Origin of the sequence: Ottowia thiooxydans DSM 14619 (assembly GCF_000422885.1) — a bacterium.
Classification (GTDB): domain Bacteria; phylum Pseudomonadota; class Gammaproteobacteria; order Burkholderiales; family Burkholderiaceae_C; genus Ottowia; species Ottowia thiooxydans.
The window spans coordinates 288,639-308,960 of the sequence record NZ_AUGX01000001.1; the positions used below are offsets into that span (position 1 = coordinate 288,639).

The 20,322-nt window shown below is 58.7% G+C and carries 20 protein-coding genes; 9 read left to right on the top strand and 11 right to left on the bottom strand.

The window, feature by feature from the left end; translation table 11 throughout:
* Nucleotides 1–54 precede the first annotated feature (54 nt).
* Both G518_RS0101500 and G518_RS0101510 read right to left on the bottom strand, forming a co-directional pair.
* Nucleotides 55–525: a copper chaperone PCu(A)C gene (locus G518_RS0101500; protein WP_028601006.1), complete on the bottom strand. Its 471-nt coding sequence runs from the start codon at nt 523–525 to the stop codon at nt 55–57.
* 279 nt (nt 526–804) lie between these two features.
* Complete coding sequence (locus tag G518_RS0101510) at nt 805–1,164, bottom strand: DUF2946 family protein (protein WP_028601007.1); 360 nt, start codon at nt 1,162–1,164, stop codon at nt 805–807.
* 196 nt (nt 1,165–1,360) lie between these two features.
* Here G518_RS0101510 and G518_RS0101515 point away from each other — a divergent pair, with 196 nt between their 5' ends.
* Entirely contained in the window at nt 1,361–3,526 is a 2,166-nt protein-coding gene (locus G518_RS0101515; RefSeq protein WP_028601008.1) for an Ig-like domain-containing protein, read from the top strand.
* A 213-nt stretch (nt 3,527–3,739) separates the two neighbouring features.
* On the top strand, nt 3,740–4,183 hold the full coding sequence (locus G518_RS0101520) for an RcnB family protein (RefSeq protein ID WP_028601009.1): 444 nt from the start codon (nt 3,740–3,742) through the stop codon (nt 4,181–4,183).
* A 65-nt stretch (nt 4,184–4,248) separates the two neighbouring features.
* Here G518_RS0101520 and msrA read toward each other — a convergent pair whose 3' ends face one another.
* From msrA to msrB, 3 genes are read right to left on the bottom strand one after another with little or no spacing between them, the layout of a single operon-like run.
* Nucleotides 4,249–4,989 carry a peptide-methionine (S)-S-oxide reductase MsrA gene (msrA, locus tag G518_RS0101525; protein WP_028601010.1) on the bottom strand — a complete coding sequence of 247 codons (741 nt, stop codon included), beginning with the start codon at nt 4,987–4,989 and terminating at the stop codon, nt 4,249–4,251.
* A 5-nt stretch (nt 4,990–4,994) separates the two neighbouring features.
* Nucleotides 4,995–6,851, bottom strand: a complete 1,857-nt coding sequence (locus G518_RS0101530; RefSeq protein ID WP_028601011.1) for a cytochrome c biogenesis protein DipZ — start codon at nt 6,849–6,851, stop codon at nt 4,995–4,997.
* Between the two features lie 24 nt (nt 6,852–6,875).
* Complete coding sequence (msrB, locus tag G518_RS0101535) at nt 6,876–7,373, bottom strand: peptide-methionine (R)-S-oxide reductase MsrB (RefSeq protein WP_028601012.1); 498 nt, start codon at nt 7,371–7,373, stop codon at nt 6,876–6,878.
* A gap of 165 nt (nt 7,374–7,538) precedes the next feature.
* On the opposite strand from msrB, the gene G518_RS0101540 reads away from it, so the two are divergent.
* Nucleotides 7,539–8,255 (top strand): response regulator transcription factor, encoded by a 717-nt coding sequence (locus G518_RS0101540; RefSeq protein WP_028601013.1) that lies wholly within the window; start codon nt 7,539–7,541, stop codon nt 8,253–8,255.
* Nucleotides 8,252–9,736, top strand: coding sequence for a sensor histidine kinase (locus G518_RS0101545; RefSeq protein WP_028601014.1), 1,485 nt, complete (start codon nt 8,252–8,254; stop codon nt 9,734–9,736). Before G518_RS0101540 ends, G518_RS0101545 begins: the two co-directional genes overlap by 4 nt.
* 138 nt (nt 9,737–9,874) lie before the next feature.
* Here G518_RS0101545 and G518_RS0101550 read toward each other — a convergent pair whose 3' ends face one another.
* A complete protein-coding gene (locus G518_RS0101550) occupies nt 9,875–10,804 on the bottom strand; it encodes a restriction endonuclease (protein ID WP_028601015.1) in 930 nt (309 codons plus the stop codon).
* Between the two features lie 269 nt (nt 10,805–11,073).
* On the opposite strand from G518_RS0101550, the gene G518_RS33445 reads away from it, so the two are divergent.
* The gene (locus tag G518_RS33445; RefSeq protein ID WP_051235816.1) at nt 11,074–12,141 is read left to right on the top strand and encodes a serine hydrolase domain-containing protein; all 1,068 of its coding nucleotides are present in this window, start codon (nt 11,074–11,076) and stop codon (nt 12,139–12,141) included.
* Between the two features lie 60 nt (nt 12,142–12,201).
* Here the strand turns inward: G518_RS33445 and G518_RS0101560 are convergent, their stop codons facing one another.
* Nucleotides 12,202–12,603 carry a DUF4345 domain-containing protein gene (locus G518_RS0101560; RefSeq protein WP_245597867.1) on the bottom strand — a complete coding sequence of 134 codons (402 nt, stop codon included), beginning with the start codon at nt 12,601–12,603 and terminating at the stop codon, nt 12,202–12,204.
* 133 nt (nt 12,604–12,736) lie between these two features.
* Entirely contained in the window at nt 12,737–13,246 is a 510-nt protein-coding gene (locus G518_RS0101565; RefSeq protein WP_028601017.1) for a DUF1993 domain-containing protein, read from the bottom strand.
* A gap of 134 nt (nt 13,247–13,380) precedes the next feature.
* On the opposite strand from G518_RS0101565, the gene G518_RS0101570 reads away from it, so the two are divergent.
* The 3 genes from G518_RS0101570 (at nt 13,381) to G518_RS0101580 (ending at nt 16,095) form a co-directional block, all read left to right on the top strand.
* Nucleotides 13,381–14,412, top strand: coding sequence for a phosphotransferase enzyme family protein (locus G518_RS0101570; RefSeq protein WP_051235818.1), 1,032 nt, complete (start codon nt 13,381–13,383; stop codon nt 14,410–14,412).
* 88 nt (nt 14,413–14,500) lie between these two features.
* Nucleotides 14,501–15,067, top strand: a complete 567-nt coding sequence (locus G518_RS0101575) for a GNAT family N-acetyltransferase (protein ID WP_028601019.1) — start codon at nt 14,501–14,503, stop codon at nt 15,065–15,067.
* Between the two features lie 89 nt (nt 15,068–15,156).
* Nucleotides 15,157–16,095: a DMT family transporter gene (locus G518_RS0101580; RefSeq protein ID WP_028601020.1), complete on the top strand. Its 939-nt coding sequence runs from the start codon at nt 15,157–15,159 to the stop codon at nt 16,093–16,095.
* An 87-nt stretch (nt 16,096–16,182) separates the two neighbouring features.
* On the opposite strand, the gene pip is transcribed toward G518_RS0101580, so the two are convergent.
* From pip to G518_RS33450, 3 genes are all read right to left on the bottom strand, one after another.
* On the bottom strand, nt 16,183–17,136 hold the full coding sequence (pip, locus tag G518_RS0101585) for a prolyl aminopeptidase (RefSeq protein ID WP_028601021.1): 954 nt from the start codon (nt 17,134–17,136) through the stop codon (nt 16,183–16,185).
* A 64-nt stretch (nt 17,137–17,200) separates the two neighbouring features.
* Nucleotides 17,201–18,037, bottom strand: coding sequence for an enoyl-CoA hydratase/isomerase family protein (locus G518_RS0101590; protein WP_051235820.1), 837 nt, complete (start codon nt 18,035–18,037; stop codon nt 17,201–17,203).
* An 18-nt stretch (nt 18,038–18,055) separates the two neighbouring features.
* Nucleotides 18,056–19,042 carry a Bug family tripartite tricarboxylate transporter substrate binding protein gene (locus G518_RS33450; protein ID WP_051235822.1) on the bottom strand — a complete coding sequence of 329 codons (987 nt, stop codon included), beginning with the start codon at nt 19,040–19,042 and terminating at the stop codon, nt 18,056–18,058.
* 77 nt (nt 19,043–19,119) lie between these two features.
* Between G518_RS33450 and G518_RS0101600 the strand changes: the two genes are divergently transcribed.
* Nucleotides 19,120–20,322, top strand: coding sequence for a CaiB/BaiF CoA transferase family protein (locus G518_RS0101600; RefSeq protein ID WP_028601023.1), 1,203 nt, complete (start codon nt 19,120–19,122; stop codon nt 20,320–20,322).

The following is a 20,322-nucleotide window of genomic DNA, read 5'->3' on the forward strand; positions in this document are numbered from 1 at the left end:
GCATGCGACCCGGCAGCACTGACACCTAGTTGCATCCGTAATCGCCGCGCTCGATTAGTGCTTGCCACCTGCACCATGCTTCGGCTGTGCACTAGCGTTGAGGGCACGTACAGGCGCTGCAACCTGCACGGTCTCACGTTTGCCGTCACGTCCTTCCAAAACCAGGGTCAGCGGGACTGAGTCGCCTTCTTTTACTTGTTGCTTCAAATCCATCAACATCACATGATGGCCACCAGGCTTGAGTTCCACTGCCTTGCCTGCAGGCAAATCAAGAGCAGAAATTTGGCGCATCTTCATGATGTTGTCTTGCATGGCCATCTCATGCACCTCAACCACAGGGGTCAGTGGCGAGCTTACTGAAACCAGCTTGGTGTCTTGTGCGGCCTGGATTTGCATGAAGGCGCCGGTCGCTTTTTGTTGCGGTACCGTGGCTCTGACCCAGGCGTTTGTCACCGTAACTTGTGCGTGGGCGACGGAGGCGAAGAGAGAGACAACGATTGCGATAGATGCAAATGAGAGTTTCATCTTGAGGTCCTTTGGGGTGATAAATCGTGTGATGTGGATGGTTCCAGCTACTCGCAAATCAGGCGAGCAGCCTGGTCTGTAAGACAGTAGTGGGACGTGCCGAATACAGGGAGGGCGAGAGCAGGCATGTAAAGCACCAAACCCACCGCCTTCGAAGCGCGGGAAACAGCTCTGACCTGGGCCATGAGCCGTTCATGTTCCAGTGAGACTCTTCGCGGGCAACTGACACTTGCCGACGGCTACCGTGGCGAGCCCATGAGGGCTAGGCCGATGAAGAGCTTAGATTAAGACGGGAGGACCGCGAGGGGGTAGCGGTGCCCCAACCGCTGCGGCAACAGGCGCCTCGAGCTCTGGCTTTAATGCGTGCGAGGGCGCTGAGGGCAGAGCCTGGAGGGTGCGCTGCTGAGCAAGCGGCAGAGTGGGCGCCAGGCACAGAGAGCAATCGAGCGTGTGCTGACCGTTGCTGGTGACTTGCCCGTCATCGTTTTGGAAAACGATTTTCATCACGCCGCCCGCGGAACAGACAATTTCTGTCGCTTTGGGCTGAACGATGGGGGATGCCGTTGCGACGCCAATCATCAACAGAAACCACGCCAATACCAGGCGAGTCAGGATGGATGATGTGCGCAGCAAATGCATTGATAGATTATCGATGAAAAGAAATTGCCCACCCCGCGGATTCAAATAGTGTGAACGAATCCCTCGGGCACGCCTGAATGGCGAAGTACTCGGTCGTGCTTTGCTTTCAATATGCTGAGATGGTGTTACCCTCATTTTTTTGGTGGGTATGGCTTTGTACCGTCCGCCGAATTGAAAAACCGTACGCATTCCTGCCATGACATTTCATCCCATTGCCCGATCTGTGCCATCGGTCAGAGCTATCGGAGCCATTGCCACTCGGGCGCTTTGGTGTTTGTCTGTTTTGTCCGTGCCAGCGTTCGCGGCAGGGGTGAACAGTAGCGTATCTACACGCGAAGACACGTCGGTGCCCATAGTGTTGGCCAACATCGATAACAGCTCCTGCACCAGCATCACCACTGTGGCCGTTCCGGGCACGGGCCAGGGTAACGTTATCAACAACGGGACAAGCCTTTACGTCACTGGGCCGCCTACCAGCTGCGCAGACATCGCAGCAGGTCGTCTGTCATGGGCGCCGGGCCTCAACCAGACTTCGCCCACAGCATTCAGGTTTACGGTAGATGCCGACCCAACCGCGTACACGTTGACCTTGGGCATTAACCAGGCGGTGAACGACACTCCGTTCCTGGGCACCAACCGTGTCAACGGCAGCGGTTTTCCAGGAAACAACGGGCCTCTCACCCTCCCAGGCTGGACTTTTTCCAACCTGGGAACGAACATTGGTCACAGCTATGGCGGCGTGGGCTTTAATACCGGCGACTCGCCGCCCGGTGGCATCCTGCAACAGGTCATGGTGACCGAGCCTGGCACCACCTACACGGTCAACTTCAAGATCAATTTCGGCGGTTATTTCACGACAGATCAACGCATTACTGTCGGACTGGCTGATGGCAGCCCCGATGCGGGCACACCGTTTGGTCCTTTGCCGGGCACAGCTCTTCACACGCAAACCTATGGCCAGTTGGCGGGCACGCAGTCCTTTACCTTTGTGGCACTAAGCGCACAAACCACCCTGCGCATTGCCGACACCACCATCAACGGCACCACCAACAGCACCGACATTGCGATGGAGTACATCAACGTGCAGGGCCCGTTTGCGGCGCAGCAGTTGCTAGAAGATGGCAGCCTGACCTTCTCGGGCGCCAACCTCAACAACCTCGGCGTGAGCGACCCCGATGGCGAAACGACGAACTACACGCTGACGGCCAACGTGGCCCACGGCACGTTGACGCCTACTCTCCCGTTATCAATCCTGTCCAACAGCCCGCCACCCACGCTGGTTGCCACGCCCGCCTCGGGCCCTGCTGCCAGCTACACCTTCGTCGGCACGCTTGCTGAAATCAACCGCGCGCTTGAAGGCATGGTCTACACCCCGGTTGCCAATTACAACGGCCCCGATGCACTGAGCCTTGAACTGAATGACCACGGCAGCAACGGCAGCTCCGGCGTTTGCCCCTCGTACCCGGCCACGCCCAGCCCGCAGTTTTGTGATTTATCAGCCCAGCAGCAGTTGCCGCTCACCATCATCCCCGTGAACGATGCGCCTGGTGGCACCGACAAGCTCGGAATCCCCGTCGCCCAACACAGCTTGTACACCTTCAGTGCCGCAGACTTTGCTTTGACCGACCCCGAGGACGCGGCCAATACCTCGGGTGCCAACGCCCTGTTGGCCGTGCAGATCACCACCTTGCCCAACACCGGCACGCTTCTGTTGGCAGGGGCGCCGGTTGCAACGGGGCAAAGCGTTCTGGCAGCCAGCATCGCCCAGCTGACCTGGACACCCGCACCCGGCAGCGTGGGAAATGGTGTTGCCAGCTTCACCTTCCAGGTGCAAGACGATGGTGGCACTGCCAACGGCGGCATTGACCTGGACGCCAGCCCCAACACCATCAGCTTCAACGTCAGCGCTAACTTGCCCCCTGTGGCCGTCAACGACAGCTACTCCACCGTGCAAGACTCCCCAGCGATCACGCTCGGCCCGCTGGGCAACGACAGCGACCCCGATGGCGAGCCGCTGCACCTTGTCAGCCTGAATGGCACCGTCATTACGTCTGGCACCGAGCAAACCATCGCCGTCACCAATGGCGTTGTCACCGTCAGCGCCACTGGGGCCATCAGTTTTGCCCCGGCCACCGGTTTTGTAGGCCAGGCCAGTTTCCCCTATGTCGTCGCAGACCCCGGCAACGCATCCGCCACGGCCACCGTGACCATCATGGTCACAGCCAAACCGGTGGTGAATCCACCCGTTCAGCCCTCTGCTGTTATCCCCGTACCTGTGGGCGGCGCTGGCTTTGCCATGCTGATGGCGGCATTGCTGGCAGGTTTGGCTGGGTGGAGGCTGAGAAACAGGCGCTCTTCATAAAGAGGAGGCCATTGCCCAACACAACGGCGCCTTCAGGGCGCCGTTGTCATTTGATTCGAGGTTCCGGATACAGGCTTCACGCTGCTTTACACGCGCGTCATATGGCAGGTGGTTAGCCACGCCTATGCTCATCAGCAATGGGTACTCGAATTCCGCGAAAACAATTGACGGAAATAGGAGTGACCATTTTCTAACCCTGAAAGGATCATCATCATGAACGCACGAAGCATCATCGCTTTGACCGCTGTAGCCTTCGGCATGAGCGCTGGCGTGGCCAATGCACAGCCGCAATCACATGAGCGCCGAGACAGGGATCATCGGCAGGAGCAGGCTCGCCAGCCCTCCCGTGACGCGCAACACCCCGGTCGCCATGCAGGTCCGCAGCGCGCACCGGACTATAGACAGCCCGTGGTGGTTCATGGCCGCCCGCCCATTCACCAAGCTGATCGAGGCCGGGGCGCCGGGCCGGATCGGCGTTTCTACAGAGGCGAACGCCTTCCTGCTTACTATCGAACCAATCACTACGTCGTGCAGAACTGGCGGGGTCACCATCTGAGCGCGCCTCCCCGTGGCCATCGCTGGGTACAGGTTGGCAGTGATTACGTGCTGATCGCAGTGGCTACCGGAGTCATCACTCAGCTTGTTTTTGGCAATTGATGCTCAAAGACACATGGGCGGGAGCAGAAGACTCTTCTGCCGCCCGGTGTCCTGGCGTGACCGGATTACGTGCGCGCTTTCTTCACCAGCACCGGATCACTGCGGTACCTGTCGGGGAATAGGCGTTTAAGGCCCTCTACCTTGGGCAGATCGTTAATCGCGATGTACGGGTTACGCGGGTTCTCGGTCATGTAATCCTGGTGAGACATTTCGGCTGGGAAGAAACTGGGCTTGTCTTCCAGGCGCGTCACAATGGCCTTGGGGTACACACGAGCAGCGTTCAATTGCGCCACGTAGGCTTGGGCCACCTTGAGCTGTGCAGGATTGCTCGCGAAGATGGCCGAGCGGTACTGCGTACCGGTGTCTGGCCCTTGGCGGTTAAGTTGAGTAGGGTCGTGCGCCACGGAGAAAAATATCTGCAGGAGCGTGCCGTAGCTCACCTGTGCCGGATCGAAGGTGACTTCTACCGATTCCGCATGATTGGTGGTTCCCCGGCTGACCAGTTCATAAGCGGCCGTGGACGCGGTGCCGCCGCTGTAGCCCGAAACCGCACGTTGCACCCCTTTGACGTGCTGAAACACACCTTGCACGCCCCAGAAGCACCCGCCCGCAAATATCGCGCGCTGCGGAGCTGGAGCCCCCGCGGGGAGATCCTGCGCTGGGGCAGGGATACGAACCGCTTCCTCTGCGGAGTGAGCCCGTTTAATCAGAAGCAGCCCGGCACCCAACAATACCGAGCTCCCCGCTAGAGTTTGGAGCAGGCTACGCCGGCTGGGCAGAGATAGCAATGGAGCAGAGGTTTTCATATCAATCATCCAAAGGTGAAGGCGTAAGCAGAGACGCCAGGGTCCAGGAACTCAATCGTGAAGGTGCGTTGTGTGACGTCGCCTGGTTGGCGCACCAACTGGTATAGCCGCTGGGCTGTGACGGTTCCACTGCCATCTGGAGCTACATCCATACCGTGCGCGTCTCCCGGAGGTTTGCCATCAATGCTCACCTTGAATCGCACGGGCTTTCCGTCTGCACCCGGGCTTAGCACCAGATGTAGATCGCGAGCCTGAAAACGGTAGACGATGCGGCCGGACGCTTCCGAAAGCGTGGCGCTTTCCGGGCCAATCACCCATCTGCCGGCCAATCCCCAGGCGTTCAGGCCAGGGCGGGCGGGCCCTGTATAGGTCGCCGCCTTGTCATGCACGGCCTTGGGGGTCGATCCGAAGTTCTCTGCCCGTTCGTAGCCAAGATAGGTTTCATGCGAGCGGACTTCATCCATATTGGCGGCTAACTGCACGCCCTTGGCTTCTACCTCAGTCAGGCCCATGGCCATCTGCGAGGCACCGGCTTCTTTGAGAAGCTGCTGAATGACACGCTCTGATTCAGCATACTTGCCTTCGCCGAAGTGGTGATAGCGAATGCGGCCAGTAGCATCAATGAAATAGTGGGCTGGCCAGTATTGGTTTTTGTAGGCGCGCCAGATCGCGTATTTATTGTCTACTGCTACTGGGTAAGAAATGCCCAGGTCTTTGATGGCCTTGGTCACATTGCCGATGTCTCGCTCAAAGGCGAATTCCGGCGCGTGCACCCCTATGACCACCAGACCTTGGTCGCGATATTTCTCAGCCCAGGCTTTGACATAGGGCAGCGTGCGCAGGCAGTTGATGCAGGAGTAGGTCCAGAAATCAATCAACACCACCTTGCCACGAAGGTCCTGGGAGCTCAAAGGCGGGGAGTTGAGCCATTGCGTGGCGCCATCCAATGAGGGCGCAATGCCTTCATCAGGAAGGGCCGAAGTTCCACCGGCCGGACCGGACATGCGCATCGCGCCACCCGCCGCCATCATGGCTGCACCTTCTGCAGGCGCCATGGCCGGCCCCTGCATCATCATGGCGGACGATCCTTGCATCATCATGGCTGGATTGCCGCTCATGGCCATGGCCTGACCATCTTGCGGCTTTTTCAGTCGGTCAACCAGCTTTTGTTCCAGATCCCCAGTGGATGCGGTAGATAGCTGAGCGAGTATTCCCGTGTCCAGGCCAAGCGTGATGGCGATGACGCCGGCGAGCATAGCCACCCCCAGGCCGCGCCGTATCCATTCCCCTGCGCCCAGTGAACGCTTGAGCGCAGCAAAAACTTTGCCCCCCAGAAGCAGCGCCCCTGCCATGGAGGTGGCGGCGCCCAGGGCATAAGCCAGCAACAGCAGCGACGATGTAGCGTTGGCACCTTGAAGAGCCGCGCCGGTCAGGATCAATCCGAGAATGGGGCCGGCACAGGGCGCCCAAAGTAGCCCCGTAGCCACACCGAGCAGGGCCGAAGACCCAATCCGGGGCGTTCCGTCTGCATGAGCGTTCTGCGATAAGCGATTTCCCATGGCCACCAAGGGCCTGGTCAGCCGTTCGGAGAGCCCGGGCCATATCAGCGTTAGCGCCAGAACCGCCACCAGTGCCATTGCCAGCCAGCGACCATATTGGTTGGCAGCAACTACCCATCCCCCGCCAACTGCAGCCAGGGAGGCAATCACCGCGAAGGTCAATGCCATGCCCACAAGCATGGGCAAGCCGCTTGTCCTGAAAGGCTGGTCAGCCCGGGAAAACACGAAAGGAAGCACTGGGAGGATGCACGGGCTGATGATGGTCAGCACACCTCCGAGATAAGCTAGAACAATCAGCAACATGGTTTAGCTTCTTTAGAGAGCAGCTTAGGCAGGCTTGGGTGTAAACGTGAGCGAAAGGCCATTCATGCAGTAGCGCAGGCCTGTGGGCGGTGGTCCGTCGTCGAAGACATGCCCCAGATGTCCGCCGCAGCGCCTGCAGTGTGCTTCTACGCGCACCATGCCAAGGGTTCGGTCACTTCGGGTCTTCACAGCGTTATCCAGCGGCTTCCAGAAGCTGGGCCAGCCGGTGTTGCTTTCAAACTTGGTGGTGGACGAAAACAGGGGCAGGGCACAACCTGCGCAAGCGAAAGTACCTGTGCGCTTCTCGCTGTTCAGCGGGCTGGTTCCCGGCCGCTCCGTGCCTTCTTTGCGCAGAACAGCGTATTGCTGTGGGCTAAGCCTTGCTCGCCACTGGGCATCGGTGTAGGTCACCTCAAAGGCCTCAGCAGCTGCCGCAGCCGTGGCGCGGCGGTGGAAAAGGCCTGTTGCCAGCGCGGCGGTGGAGGCGGCAGTGCCCAGGAGCAGGTTGCGTCGGGTGGTCATGGCATCGGCTTTCTGGAAGGAATGCAGGTCAGCTTACAGGCCCAGGCTCCCGAAGTCCTCACGTAAAGTTAAAAAATTCGTGATAACTAAGAACCACAAGATTGCGCACAATGCGAAACAGCGCGCATCCCTGCATTGCCAATTTTCCTGGAAAACCTGCCACCCATGACCACTGCCCGCCGCGTCCTGCTGGTTGAGGACGATGCCCACATCGCCGATCTTCTTCTGCTCCATCTGCGCGATGAGGGGCTGGAAGTGGTTCACTGTGCCCGTGGCGACGATGGCCTGGCGCAGCTGGAGCGTGGCGGCTGGGATGCTCTGGTGCTAGACATCATGCTGCCTGGCGTGGATGGCCTGGAAATCTGCCGAAGAGCCCGCGCCATGACCCGTTACACCCCAATCATCATTATTAGCGCCCGTTCCAGCGAAGTGCACCGTATTCTGGGTCTGGAAATTGGTGCGGATGACTACCTCACCAAACCCTTCTCCGTGCTGGAGCTGGTGGCGCGGGTGAAAGCGCTGCTGCGCAGGGTGGATGCGCTGGCACAAAATGCGCGGCTGGAGTCCGGCAAGCTATCGATACAAGGCTTGGTGATGGATCCCGTTACCCGAGAGGCGCGGCTGGATGGGCATCGGCTAGACCTCACACCGCGTGAATTCGATCTTCTGTATTTCTTCGCGCGCCAGCCTGGGAAGGTGTTTTCCCGCATGGATTTGCTCAATGCGGTATGGGGCTACCAGCATGAAGGCTACGAGCACACCGTGAACACCCACATTAATCGACTCCGTGCCAAAGTGGAGCCTGATCCCACACAGCCTGCGCGCATCCTGACGGTCTGGGGGCGTGGCTACAAATTTTCTGAAGGCGGCGAGGGCGAATGAAGCTCCAACTCACGCTGACCCAGCGCTTGGCGATCGTGTTCGCCGTATTGCTCCTGCTATGCAGCGGCACATCGGCATGGCTGCAGGTCCGCTCCAACCGCATGCATGAGTTGGAGGTGGTTCAAGCCCTTTCCCGGGATGTGGCTGAAAGCATCGCCAGAGACGCCCAGCTTACGGATGCGAACGGACTCATGCCCGGGGCAGTGCGCAACCTCTTCAACCAACTGATGATGGTGAACCCCAGCGTGGAGGTCTACCTGTTGGAGCCAGATGGCCGTATTGCCGGCCATGCGGCACCTGAAGGGCGCCTGCGCCGTGACCGGGTAGATCTGGAGCCGGTGCGCCGTTTTCTGGATGGGCAAATGCTACCCATTCTGGGAGATGACCCACGCAGCCGGGATGGGCGAAAAGTGTTTAGCGCCGCGCCTTTGAGTGTGGAGGGCAGGCAGGTCGGGTTCATCTATGTGGTGCTGCTGGGAGAAGCGCACGATTTGCTCGCCGCCCAAGGCTCCGCCAACGCGGTTCTGAAAACGGCGCTGCTATCCATCGGTATGGTGGCGCTGCTGTGCCTGGCGGCCGGCTTGGTGGCGTTTGCGTTGATCACACGGCCCTTGCGCAGGTTGACTGAAACGGTGCGCGGGTTTGATATTGACGGGCCTCCCCCCGTTCTGCCCGCACAGTCGCCCGAGGCAAACGAAAACGGCCGAGACGAGATCGCGGTGTTGGACGCTACTTACCGGCAAATGGTCAAGCGTATTGGCGAGCAATGGAAGGCGCTGACGCGCCAGGACCAGGAGCGCAGAGAGCTGATCGCCAACGTGTCGCATGACTTGCGCACTCCCCTGTCTTCGCTTCACGGATACCTGGAAACCTTGCTGCTGAAAGACGCCACGCTGGAGCCGGCAGAGCGGCGCCGCTACCTTGGCATTGCGCTGGAGCAAAGCCGCAATGTGGGCGCACTGTCTCGAAGCCTGTTCGAGTTGGCGCGGCTGGAGTATGGCTTTGTTCAGCCTGAGCCTGAAGCCTTCTCCCTAGTGGATCTGGTGCAGGATGTGTTTCAAAAGTTTGAGCTGCGTGCCGAGGCACGAGGTGTGGCGTTAGAGGCCAGTTTTCCGCCGCAGGTACCTTCCGCTAACGCAGATCTTGGCATGATGGAGCGAGTCCTGAGTAACTTGCTGGATAACGCTTTGCGCTATACCCCGGAAGGCGGAAAGATTCGAGTGGGCATTGCCGGGAAGGGGGACATGCTCGAAGTCACTGTAAGCGACTCTGGCCCCGGTATTCCAGAGGAGCTCCGTGAGGGGCTTTTCCGCAAGCCTTTCACGGTGGGTGGGGCACGCCGCGATGGTGGCCTGGGTCTCAGAATCGTGCACCGAATGCTGGAACTTCATGGAAGCACGATCGCCCTGGTTGATGTGGCGGAATCGGGGGCCAGCTTCAGGTTTTCCTTGCCGCGCGCTACTGAGCACTCTACGAGATAGCAGTCAGGGCTTACGCAGTTGGGCCGAGCAAGCTTGCGGGGATCGGAATGCTTCGCTCTAGGGCGTGTTCACACTAAATTCACCCCCGCGTGAGGTTCTGGCGAGCCGCAATCCGAATGTACTTGCTCTAAAGATTCCCTAGATGTCTCGTGTGCCCCTGCACCCCGCAGAAAATTCCGAGCATCCCCAAAAGGCTTTTCCTGCTGCGGAGCCTTGCTTTGCGACACGCCGTACCATCGGTTTACTGCAACGGGGGCAGGGCGGCTCGGCAGGCAGCTCCGTCTTTGCTGCCGAAATGGCCACTTCTGTTGCTTGGGGCGTCAGGCCTGGTGATTTCACGGTCTGCGAACCCGGCGCTTCGGAAGGTGATGCGGGAGAGAACGTATTGCGATCGCCTTTACCACGTGCTTCGCGCAGCAAGCCCATGAGTGCGGGGCCGTCGATCAACCGGATGTTGCGGCCGTGCGCAAACGCTAAGGCCTCCTTCGTGAAGCGTCCAGAAGTCACAACGAAGCCACCTGCGGCCCCATGGGCAGCCATGACGCCATACAGCTCCCGCACAGTAGTCACGCCCACCTTGAAAGCTATCCATTGCTTGCATTGAACGAAGGACTTTTCCCCTGCCTTGGTGAGCACCAGGTCCACGCCACCATCTGCGCCACCTCCGCCCAGCTCCTTGACTGAGTAGCCGCGGCGTCGAAACCCTTCACCCACCAGAATTTCAAATTCCTGCCACGACATACCATGTAGTGCATCAGCACTGCTGCTCGTAGACGTTGATTCAAACAGCGCTCGCCGCCGATGGCGGCGCAGAGCTGAGACCAGGGCGCCAATAAGGCAGATAACCGGGAGCAGGTATTGCCCGAAGGTGGCGAGTGTTTGCAACAGGCCGTTTGCCGCGAATTGCACGATTTGTGGTGCAGACGTTGCGGTAGGAAGGGGGCGAGAGGCCACAGAGTGCAGCACCCAATAGCTGGAGACCGCCAACGCCACGCCCATCCACCACGGCAGCATGGCGACCAAGTCCATGAGATCTTCAGCGGGGCTGGATTTACGGCGCTTCGACATTGTTGTCCCCCTCCCTTAACTAATAGCGATTGGTTAACATTTTGCAATAAAGCTTAAGGGGCATAGCAAGCGAGAAGGCCGCGCAGACTCTTAGCCATTCCACTGCACGAACGGGTGTGTTGGAGCTGGAGTTGCTACCTGGATCAGCGCTTCAAGACCGCCATGCAAGACAGCGTCATACCCGAGCTATAGTGTTTTTAACGCGCTCGCCAAAGGCGACGAGCGGGACACCATCAGGACTAAGTAGTTCTATTTTTCTGCAACGTAATATGTATCTTTCGCGACGCAATCTTCTTCTTTCCGGCGTTTCCGGGTTCGCGCTGTCCGCATGCGCTACCAACTTGAGTAGCTACAGCAGTACGCCGGTTTCGGAGTTGGCCGCGAGTGCCGGAGTTTGTTATTCGACCTATGTTGTGCTGCGCGCAGGTAAGCCGCAATCACCCGTGGTGGTCAATGGCTGCGGGCCGTCCAACAATTTAGGCCCAGATGGGATCTTGCAGGCGGCCTCCCTGACCAAACCGGTCATCGCTTTCGTCACACTCGAATTGGCGCGCGCTGGCAAGATAGATTTGCGCTCGCCAGTGTCCGCATACTTGCCCAACGGCTATTTGCATCGTCAGAAGCCATTCGCCGGACCAGATGACAACCGCACCGACCGGGTGGCACCAGCGGTGCTGGCCCGCATTCCGGTGGCAACGCTGCTCAACCATAGCTCCGGTTTTCCGAATTGGACGAGTAGCGCTCTAACACCAGCTTTCGAGCCGGGGCACCGCTGGCAATACTCGGGAGAAGGCTATCTCATCCTGCAAGCCTTGATAGCCGCCGTAACCGGTGAAAGCACAGAAACAACAGTCTCCAGGCTCGTATTCGAGCCATTGGGAATGCGTGATTCCCGAATGCGCCTGACCGATGACATTCGAGGGCGGGTCGTCAGCGGAGTCGGCCCGTTTGGTCACCGCACGCATTTTGAGTTCACGGAGCCGAACGCCGCCGCGTCTATGTACACGACTGCAAGTGACTACGCGAAGTTTCTTGGGGCCCTGGCATTTCGCCGCGATCTGTTGTCATTGACGGTTGCAGATCCTGTGCCGGTCGACCGCGAGCTTGGATTGTCGTGGGGACACGGATGGGGCATAGAAACCGCAGAGGCAGTCCCCTATCTCTGGCAATGGGGCAACAACCCAGGGTATCGCGCATTTGCCATGCTGTCCGTGAATTCGGGAGATGGGTTCGTTCTCATGACCAACAGTGAGAACGGACTGCGGCTAGCGGCTTCGCTGGCGCAATCCACAGTTCCGGCGAAGCATGGCGTCTTTCGATTTCATATGCTCGGCTGATCCTTTGCGGCGCAGCCCTGTAACCCGCTGAGGCTGGCGCCGGCTGGACGGGTTCGCTACCTATCGAGAGGCATTGCGATTGGTGGCTCGGTGAGCCAGAGCAATGATCACTGGCAAGAGCAACTCAGGTACAAGGTAACCCAGCCATACGGCGGTTGGCTGGGGAAGCCCGACCTGGCTGATGGACACCAGCCTTCCAACGCCAGCAAGGAAGACTCCCAGTGCAAGGAGGTACACCAGCGTTCCCTGCTGCCTGATGGTGATGGCGGCCCAGAGGTTGATGAACCCGGTAGAAAGGTACACGCCGGCCATGAAGCGGTGTACGTTGTCGAGCCTTGGCGAGACCTCCGGCTCTCCCAGGTACATCTGAAGCGTACCGCCGAGTATGGCGATGGCCGCGACGAGGAACAAACTGATTTGCACGACGCGCTGACTCGCCGGCATGGGTGGCGTGGATGTCACGATGCGTTCTCCTCTTGAGGCTGTATAGGGCGTGTCACTCACTAGTCCCCCGGTTTTAGGGGGGATTGATGACACGCACTAATGTAATGTCTCGGAAGAACTTCGCGCTAGCTCGCGCGCCGAAACTCGTGAATTAATAGGCACCCATATAGTCGCGCTTGCCGATCTCAACACCGTTGTGGCGCAAGATGTCATAGACGGTAGTCACGTGGAAGAAGAACTGTGGCAGACCATAGTGCAGAAGGTATGTGCTGGCGGTCAGCTTTCTCTCCTTGGGGGTGCCGGGGCGCAGTACGATCTCGCGGGTCTCGCTTGAGTCGAATTGCTCGGGTTTGAAAGATTCAATATGGGCCAGAGCCTTGGCAATCAATGCCTGCAGATCAGCGAAGCTGACTTCGGAATCGGGCCAGGATGGCACTTCTGCGCCGGCCAGGCGGGAAGAGATGCCTTTGGAGAAGTCTGAGGCGATCTGAACCTGGCGTACCAGCGGGAACATGTCAGGAAATAGCCGTGCTTGCAGCAGCGCATTGGGCTCAATATTTTTTTGCGTTGCGTGGTCTTCGGCTTTCTTGAGCACATCGGACATGGCGCGCAGCATCTGCAGCATGACGGGAACGGAGGCGGTGTACAGGGGACTTGTCATTGTGAGTTCACTTATAAATAGCGGCGGTGGGACGCAATGGCCCGGACTGATTCGGCAGGAACGCTGCCGACCATGCGAGGCTAACAGCAAGACGGCGGAGGGGCCGTGCGCTACGGGTGGATACACAATACGCCATGGCAGATACGCATGAACAAGTACAAGACCCCTATCTGGTCCCCACCCACACGACTGCTGCGGCGGCTTCCATTGCACGCTGGGTAGCGCAGCACCATGGCATCGCTGTGAAGCATTGCCATTTGATCCGCCGCGGCCTGAACGATAACTACGCACTTCGGTCGATCGAAGGAACGCAGTACGTTGCACGCCTTTACTCGATCCGGCCACGCGGTGGTTTCAATGTTGAATTTGAATCTTCACTCTTGGCGCATCTTGCGGCCAAGGGCGCGGGAGTAGCGGCAGTGGTTCCTGCTGCGCAGGGGCGAAATCACGTCTCACTGCAGTTCCCTGAGGGTTCGCGTGCATTGGCTTTGTTCCGCTATGCGGAGGGCGCTACGCCTGACACACTCGAAGAGTTCGAGCTGACTGGCCGCACGTTGGCTGAGATTCACGGCGCGGTACTCGACTACTCAGGCCCGCCCAGCTTGTATACGCTTGATGGGCATCATCTTGCTGGTAGGAGTTTGAACTACCTGCAAGCATACCCAGAGTTGGGCGAAGAGCTTTTGGAAGCGTATAGCCGTTTGATCGGCGGTCTTCTGGGAGAGCTGGCGGCGGTGGAGGGCGGTCTTACCCGGGTCATTTGCCATGGGGACACCCATGGGTTCAACAACCATGTCTTCGCAGATGATGCTGGCTGCAAGAAAACGGTCTTCTTCGATTTCGATGATGCCGGGCCGGGTTTTTTGTCATACGACCTGAGTGTGATGCCATGGTCCTACCTGATTCGCAAGACCCTGAAGGAACCCGACGAAACCCTGCGGGAGCGTTGGGCACACTACTTGCGAGGCTACCGTGCTGGGGGCGGCAATCCATCAGAGGCGGATTTGGCTGCACTCCCCTTGTTCATACAGCTCAGGCATCTATGGAACCTTGGGGAGGCTGTGGGGCGTTTGCATCACTGGGGTACGAGCTCAGCTTCTGTGGCATGGCTGAAAAACCAGATCGAGGTGTTCGAAGCCTGGAAAAAGGTGGATCTGCGCGCGTGAAAGAACTCCTTGGTGCCAAGCGATCTGTAGGCCGCCGGAAGACGAATATATTGCGCGATCATCAGAAACCCTGATCCAACCCTTGCATATGACTGATCTCATCGAATTAGAAACGGAGCGCCTGGTCTTGCGGCAGTGGAAACCCGCTGATCGTGAACCGTTTGCTGCGCTCAACGCAGACCCACTGGTGATGGAGTTTTTCCCTGCCCGCCTCACAAGAGCAGAAAGTGATGCGATCGCTGATCGTTGTGAGTCTTTGATTAGAGAGCGCGGCTGGGGATTCTGGGCGACTGAACTGAAGACTTCTCGCGAATTCATCGGGTTTGTCGGCTTGCATACCCCTTCTCCTGAGCTTCCCTTCTCGCCGTGCGTGGAAATAGGTTGGCGTCTGTCCTATCAACACTGGGGAAAGGGATTGGCTTCTGAAGCAGCAAGAAGCGCACTCGGTGTTGGCTTTGCGTCGTTAGGCCTGGACGAGATCGTGTCCTTCACGGCCATTCAAAACGCCAGGTCTCGTGCCGTGATGAAAAAGCTAGGCATGCTGGAGTCCGGAGCGTTTGAACATCCTCACGTACCGGAAGCTAGTTCTCTGCGACCCCACTACTTGTACCGATTGCCTCGTGCCCACTACGATGCAACGGTTCTTCCAAGCTGAAGATCGAAGCCGCAAAAGCTCGCATATGCCTGAGGGGTATCCGTGTTTACTCATTCGACTATGGTCACTTAAGCAGATACTACAAACCCATGATCTCTGCTAGATATTCCACCCATCTTGGGTTGGTAGGCATGGCCGCGTTATGGGGCGCCTCTTGGCCCTGGGGGCGCGTTGTGGCGCAGGCCATGCCGCCATTGGCTGCAGCCTGCCTTCGGTTTGTGCTGGCCAGTGTGGTGCTCTTGCTCTGGCTTAAGGGCAGCGGACGCATGCATACCCTGGGTGCCTTGCGCGCGCAGCAATGGTGGGGGCTGACAGCGGCTGCGGCGGTCGGGGTGCTGGGCTACGCCTCCTTCTTCTTGTTAGCGCTGAAAACGGTGCCAGCTGGCAAGGCCGCGATGGTGGTCGCGCTCAACCCCGTATTGACCTTGATCTTTGCCGTCTTGCTATTTCGCGAGTCGGTGAATTGGGTCATGGGTATAGGGCTCATACTGGCGGTGACCGGCGCACTTTACGCACTGACTGATGGCTCACTTGCTGTCATGCAACCTGGGCTTTCCGGCACTGGAGAGCTTTTGTTGCTTGGCTGTGCGGGTTGTTGGGTGGGCTACACGCTGATAGGGCGTAAAGTCCTATTCACCGTCGATTCACTCACCACTACCGCCGTCACCGCAGTGATTGGCGCTATTTTTCTGTTCATTGCCAGCATGGCCGTGGAAGGGCCTGCCGCGTGGAAGACTCTTGCCACTGTTTCAACAACTGTTTGGTTTAGCCTGATGGCACTGGCCTTCGGTAGCACCGCGCTGGCCTACGCATGGTATTTGCACGGGGTCAAGGTCCTGGGTGCTGGAGCCGCGGCAGCCTACATGGCTCTAGTCCCGCTATTTGGCATGTTGTTTTCCGGCCTTTGGTTGGGCGAGCCACTTACCAAATCATTGCTCGCTGGCGGTGTGATGGCCATAGTCGGTATGGCACTGATGAACTTTGGCCGTATGTTTTTGCCCAAGCAACAGCCCAACGCTGCCAGCTAAAAGCGAAGAATCCTGAGTCTGCGGATTTTGGAAAAAGAGGCGATCGATTGCGTGGCTGCCATTCATCGCGCTGGCTATTTCGCTGCCTTATTGCCGAGCGAAGCGATCCGTCGCCCGGATAAGCTGATCCCGAATGCCTGGCTCTGACCAGGCATGCCCGGCACCTTCAATCAGGTGAAACTCGGCTTCCGGCCAAGCCTTGTGTAGCGCATAGGCGTAGCGAGCGGGGCAGGGCATGTCGTAGCGCCCATGCACGATCACGCCCGGAATGCCGTGCAGCCGATGAGCATCGCGCAGCAGTTGACCTTCGTCCAGCCAAGCACCATGAACAAAATAATGGTTCTCCAACCGAGCGAAGGCCAGAGCGAAGTGGTCATCTCCATGCGTGGCGGTGAATGAGGGGTCGGGCAACAGCGTAATGGTTTCGCCCTCCCACAAGCTCCATGCCTTGGCAGCTTCGATTTGTCGTGCCACATCGCTTCCGGTCAGCAGCTTGCGGTAGGCTGCCATCATGTCGCCACGCTCTGCTTCCGGAATGGGCGCCTGAAAGCGTTCCCATTTGTCCGGGAACATCTCCGAAACGCCAAACTGGTAATACCAGGCCAGTTCAGCGCGCGTCACGGTGTAGATGCCTCTCAGCACCAGCGCACTCACGCGCTCCGGGTGCTTTTGCGCATAGGTGAGGGCCAGCGTAGATCCCCAGGAGCCGCCAAAAACCAACCATTGCTCGGCACCGGCGAGTTCGCGCAGTCTTTCAATATCTGCGACCAGGTGCCATGTGGTGTTGGCGTCCAGCCCGGCATGGGGAGTGGAGCGGCCACAGCCGCGCTGGTCGAACAGCAGCACGTCGTAGCGGACCGGATCAAACAGCCGCCGGTGTTCAGGCGAAATGCCTCCGCCTGGCCCGCCGTGCAGGAATACCGCCGGCTTGGCGCCGCGGGTACCTACACGTTCGTAGTAGATGACATGGCCATCGCCTACGTCAAGACGCCCGGTCTCGTAGGGTTCGATGGAGGGGTAAAGCGTGCGGGATTCGGCCATGGCGACACTTTACAGCTTGGTAGACCTCTCTGAATACGGCCTTTCGTGCTGGATGAGGGCTTGCTCAGACTCCCTTGAATCGTGGTGCGCGTTTCTCGTTGAACGCCAGCACACCTTCCATGCGGTCTTCGGTGTCAATAAGGTGGTTGTAGGCTTCGATTTCGAAGCGGTATGCAGTGCGAAGCTCCATCTGCATTCCGTACCGGACTGACTTCTTGATCTGCCGGGTTGACAGAGGTGCGTTGCCCGCAATACGGCTGGCTACCTGCAGAACCTGTGATGGGAGTTCGTCCTGCGAGAAGACTTCATTCACGAGGCCCCATCGCAACGCTTTTTCCGCATCAAAGGGGGTGCCGCTGAGAAGGATCTCCCTCGCTCGCCTTTCTCCCACGGCGCGGGGCAGATTTTGCGTGCCCCCGCCTCCGGGCATGATGCCAAGAGCCACTTCAGGAAGCCCGAAGCGCGCATGGCTTCCTGCGTAGATGAAATCGCAGCAAAGCGCCATTTCCAGCCCACCGCCAAAAGCGTGCCCGTTAACGGCGGCAATGACCGGCTGCGGCAGATCCACCAACGTCCAGAACATGCGCTCAAACAACTCGTGTTGTTGAATCCATTGTGCGCGTGTCATGCCGTTGCGCTCTTTCAGATCGCCGCCGGCACAGAAGATCCGCGTGCCGCTGGCGCTGAGCACGATACAGCGGGCTGCCAGCGGGGCAGCGGTGAGGCGGGTCCAGATATCCAGCAGGTCGTGGCCCATCTGCGTGTTCAGCGCGTTCGCTGAATCGGGCCTGGAAAGCTCAACGCCTAGAACATGCTCGGCCGCACGGAAGCATCTCACCGTTTCATAGGCCGGTAGTTGCTGCAGGAAGTTTTCTGTGAGGTCGAGTTCGCTGGATTCCATGGGCAACTAGGTGGTCGGTTATTCGGATTTGTACAGACCAAGCTTCCTGGCGGTGCCTTCCCACATGGTCGTTTCCTTGCGGATCATTTCATGAAACTGGGCAGATGTCATTGTGGGCGCTGGCTCCAGGTTCAACGAGCGCAGTTTGGCATCCACATCTGGGCGCTTCATGAGGGATGTGAAATCTCTGTAGAGCTTGTCAAGTACTGCAGGGTCTGTGCGTGCGGGTGCGATGAGGCCATACCATCCTCCCGCTGGAACGCCCCTGATGCCAAGAGAGTCGAACGTGGGAGTTCCAGGCATAAAGCTGGATTCCTTGGGGCCGGTGATGGCAAGGGCGCGTGTTTTGCCGCTCTTGTGGGCGGCCAGCGCGCTGGGAAGCCCGTCAATCATGATGTGCACGTGGCCCGCCATGACATCGGCCAGTGCAGGCGCGCTTCCTTTGTAGGGCACGTGAACGGCATCAAGCCCGGTGATCTGCTTGAACGCTTCCATGCACATGTGGCTGGTGGAGCCGGCACCTATGCTGGCGTAGCTCAGCTTTCCAGGGTTGGCCTTTGCATAAGCCAGAAGCTCGGGCACGGTTTTGTAGGGCTGCGCTGCATTGGCGACCAGGGCCAGTGGTGTGGTGGAGAGCAGGGCGATGGGATGGAAATCGCGCTCCACGTCGTATCTGAGGCTCTTGTATAGAACCGGGTTCACCACAATGGGGGAATTGGAGGTCAGGAGCAGCGTATGACCATCAGCGGCGGAGCCAGCTAGTTCCTGAGCAGCCAACGCGCCATTGGCGCCTGCTTTGTTCTCTACGATGACCGGTTGGCCCCAGAGAGTAGTGAGATGTTCGCTCAATGCGCGGGCCAGGATGTCTGATCCTTGGCCTGCGGCGAAGGGAATCAAGATGCGGACGGGGCGGCTGGGGTAGGCGGCCTGCGCCAGGGCTGGCGACATGTTGAGTACCCATGGCGCCACTGCGGCTCCAGAAAGCAAGAAGCTGCGTCGCTGCATACGAACCCTTTCAATAATGTCTCGAATTTTCTGCAAATATCATATCATTATGGCATTTGAGCTTGCAAGGAAAACCAATGGCGTTGCTGCGAGGAGTTCGCGTTCTTTCGATTGAGCAGTACGGAGCAGGGCCGTTCGCGACGGAGTACCTGGCTGCCTTGGGTGCGGAAGTGATCAAGATCGAACAGCCGGGTGAAGGGGGAGATGTTTCCCGCCAGGTGGGGCCGCATTTCAATCCAAAGTTGCCGGAAACGGCTCAGAGCCTGTTCTTCCATAGCCTCAATACTGGCAAGAAGAGCATTGCGCTTGATCTGAGAAGCGAACGCGGGCGAGGCGTTTTCAAAAGGCTTGTGGCCAAGAGCGATGCAGTGCTCAACAATCTCCGTGGGGATGTGCCTGCAAAGCTTGGCATTACTTACGCCGATCTTTCCAGCGCAAATCCTAAGATCGTGTGCGCGCACCTTAGTGGGTATGGGCGCGAAGGCCCTCGCGCCAAGTGGCCTGGCTATGACTATCTGATGCAGGCTGAGGCGGGTTATTTCAGCTTGACGGGAGAGCCTGATGGGCCGCCCTCGCGCATGGGCTTATCCATGATCGATTACATGACGGGCGTGGTGATGTCGCTTGGTCTGGTGAGCGGGGTCTTGAATGCACGCAGCAGTGGTACCGGCAGCGATGTAGATGTCTCGCTCTTTGATGTGGCGCTTCACAATTTGAATTACCTGGCCGCTTGGTATTTGAATGCGGGTGCGACCACGCACCGCCAGGCCCGCTCTGCGCACCCTTCACTTGTGCCTTGCCAGCTTTACAAGACTGCTGACGGCTGGATCTACTTGATGTGCAACAAGGAGAAGTTCTGGTTGTCTCTCTGTGCGTGCATAGGACATCCGGAATGGGCGAAAGACCCGCGTTATCTGGATTTCCCGGCCCGCTGGGAACACCGTGATGAACTGACTGAGCGGCTTGATGAAGTTCTCTCCGTGCGCACCACGGGTGAGTGGATGGAGATCTTTGGTGGCCAGGTGCCCGCTTCGCCTGTATTGTCGATGGACGATGCGCTTGAGAGCGAGTATGTGCATGACAGGCAACGCATCATGACGGTTCGAAGCGGTGATGGGGAAGAAGTACGTTTGGTGCGCAACCCCCTGTCTTCTTCAAAGTCTGATGATGAGCCAAAGCAGATGGCACCCACCCTTGGGGAGAACACGGGCGATGTGTTGCTGGAGTGCGGCTTCGATCCCGAAGAGATCGCGCTACTGCGGGCAGATGGGGTCGTATGA

Excerpts from the sequence above, each read along its gene's own strand:
- G518_RS0101600 (WP_028601023.1), top strand. The coding sequence starts at position 19,120 with ATGGCGTTGCTGCGAGGAGTTCGCGTTCTTTCGATTGAGCAGTACGGA.
- G518_RS0101545 (WP_028601014.1), top strand. The coding sequence starts at position 8,252 with ATGAAGCTCCAACTCACGCTGACCCAGCGCTTGGCGATCGTGTTCGCC.
- G518_RS0101575 (WP_028601019.1), top strand. The coding sequence starts at position 14,501 with ATGACTGATCTCATCGAATTAGAAACGGAGCGCCTGGTCTTGCGGCAG.
- G518_RS33450 (WP_051235822.1), bottom strand. The coding sequence starts at position 19,042 with ATGCAGCGACGCAGCTTCTTGCTTTCTGGAGCCGCAGTGGCGCCATGG.
- G518_RS0101570 (WP_051235818.1), top strand. The coding sequence starts at position 13,381 with ATGGCAGATACGCATGAACAAGTACAAGACCCCTATCTGGTCCCCACC.
- msrA (WP_028601010.1), bottom strand. The coding sequence starts at position 4,989 with ATGAAAACCTCTGCTCCATTGCTATCTCTGCCCAGCCGGCGTAGCCTG.
- G518_RS0101520 (WP_028601009.1), top strand. The coding sequence starts at position 3,740 with ATGAACGCACGAAGCATCATCGCTTTGACCGCTGTAGCCTTCGGCATG.
- msrB (WP_028601012.1), bottom strand. The coding sequence starts at position 7,373 with ATGACCACCCGACGCAACCTGCTCCTGGGCACTGCCGCCTCCACCGCC.
- G518_RS0101500 (WP_028601006.1), bottom strand. The coding sequence starts at position 525 with ATGAAACTCTCATTTGCATCTATCGCAATCGTTGTCTCTCTCTTCGCC.
- G518_RS0101540 (WP_028601013.1), top strand. The coding sequence starts at position 7,539 with ATGACCACTGCCCGCCGCGTCCTGCTGGTTGAGGACGATGCCCACATC.
- G518_RS33445 (WP_051235816.1), top strand. The coding sequence starts at position 11,074 with ATGTATCTTTCGCGACGCAATCTTCTTCTTTCCGGCGTTTCCGGGTTC.
- G518_RS0101515 (WP_028601008.1), top strand. The coding sequence starts at position 1,361 with ATGACATTTCATCCCATTGCCCGATCTGTGCCATCGGTCAGAGCTATC.
- G518_RS0101510 (WP_028601007.1), bottom strand. The coding sequence starts at position 1,164 with ATGCATTTGCTGCGCACATCATCCATCCTGACTCGCCTGGTATTGGCG.
- pip (WP_028601021.1), bottom strand. The coding sequence starts at position 17,136 with ATGGCCGAATCCCGCACGCTTTACCCCTCCATCGAACCCTACGAGACC.
- G518_RS0101550 (WP_028601015.1), bottom strand. The coding sequence starts at position 10,804 with ATGTCGAAGCGCCGTAAATCCAGCCCCGCTGAAGATCTCATGGACTTG.
- G518_RS0101530 (WP_028601011.1), bottom strand. The coding sequence starts at position 6,851 with ATGTTGCTGATTGTTCTAGCTTATCTCGGAGGTGTGCTGACCATCATC.
- G518_RS0101590 (WP_051235820.1), bottom strand. The coding sequence starts at position 18,037 with ATGGAATCCAGCGAACTCGACCTCACAGAAAACTTCCTGCAGCAACTA.
- G518_RS0101565 (WP_028601017.1), bottom strand. The coding sequence starts at position 13,246 with ATGACAAGTCCCCTGTACACCGCCTCCGTTCCCGTCATGCTGCAGATG.
- G518_RS0101580 (WP_028601020.1), top strand. The coding sequence starts at position 15,157 with ATGATCTCTGCTAGATATTCCACCCATCTTGGGTTGGTAGGCATGGCC.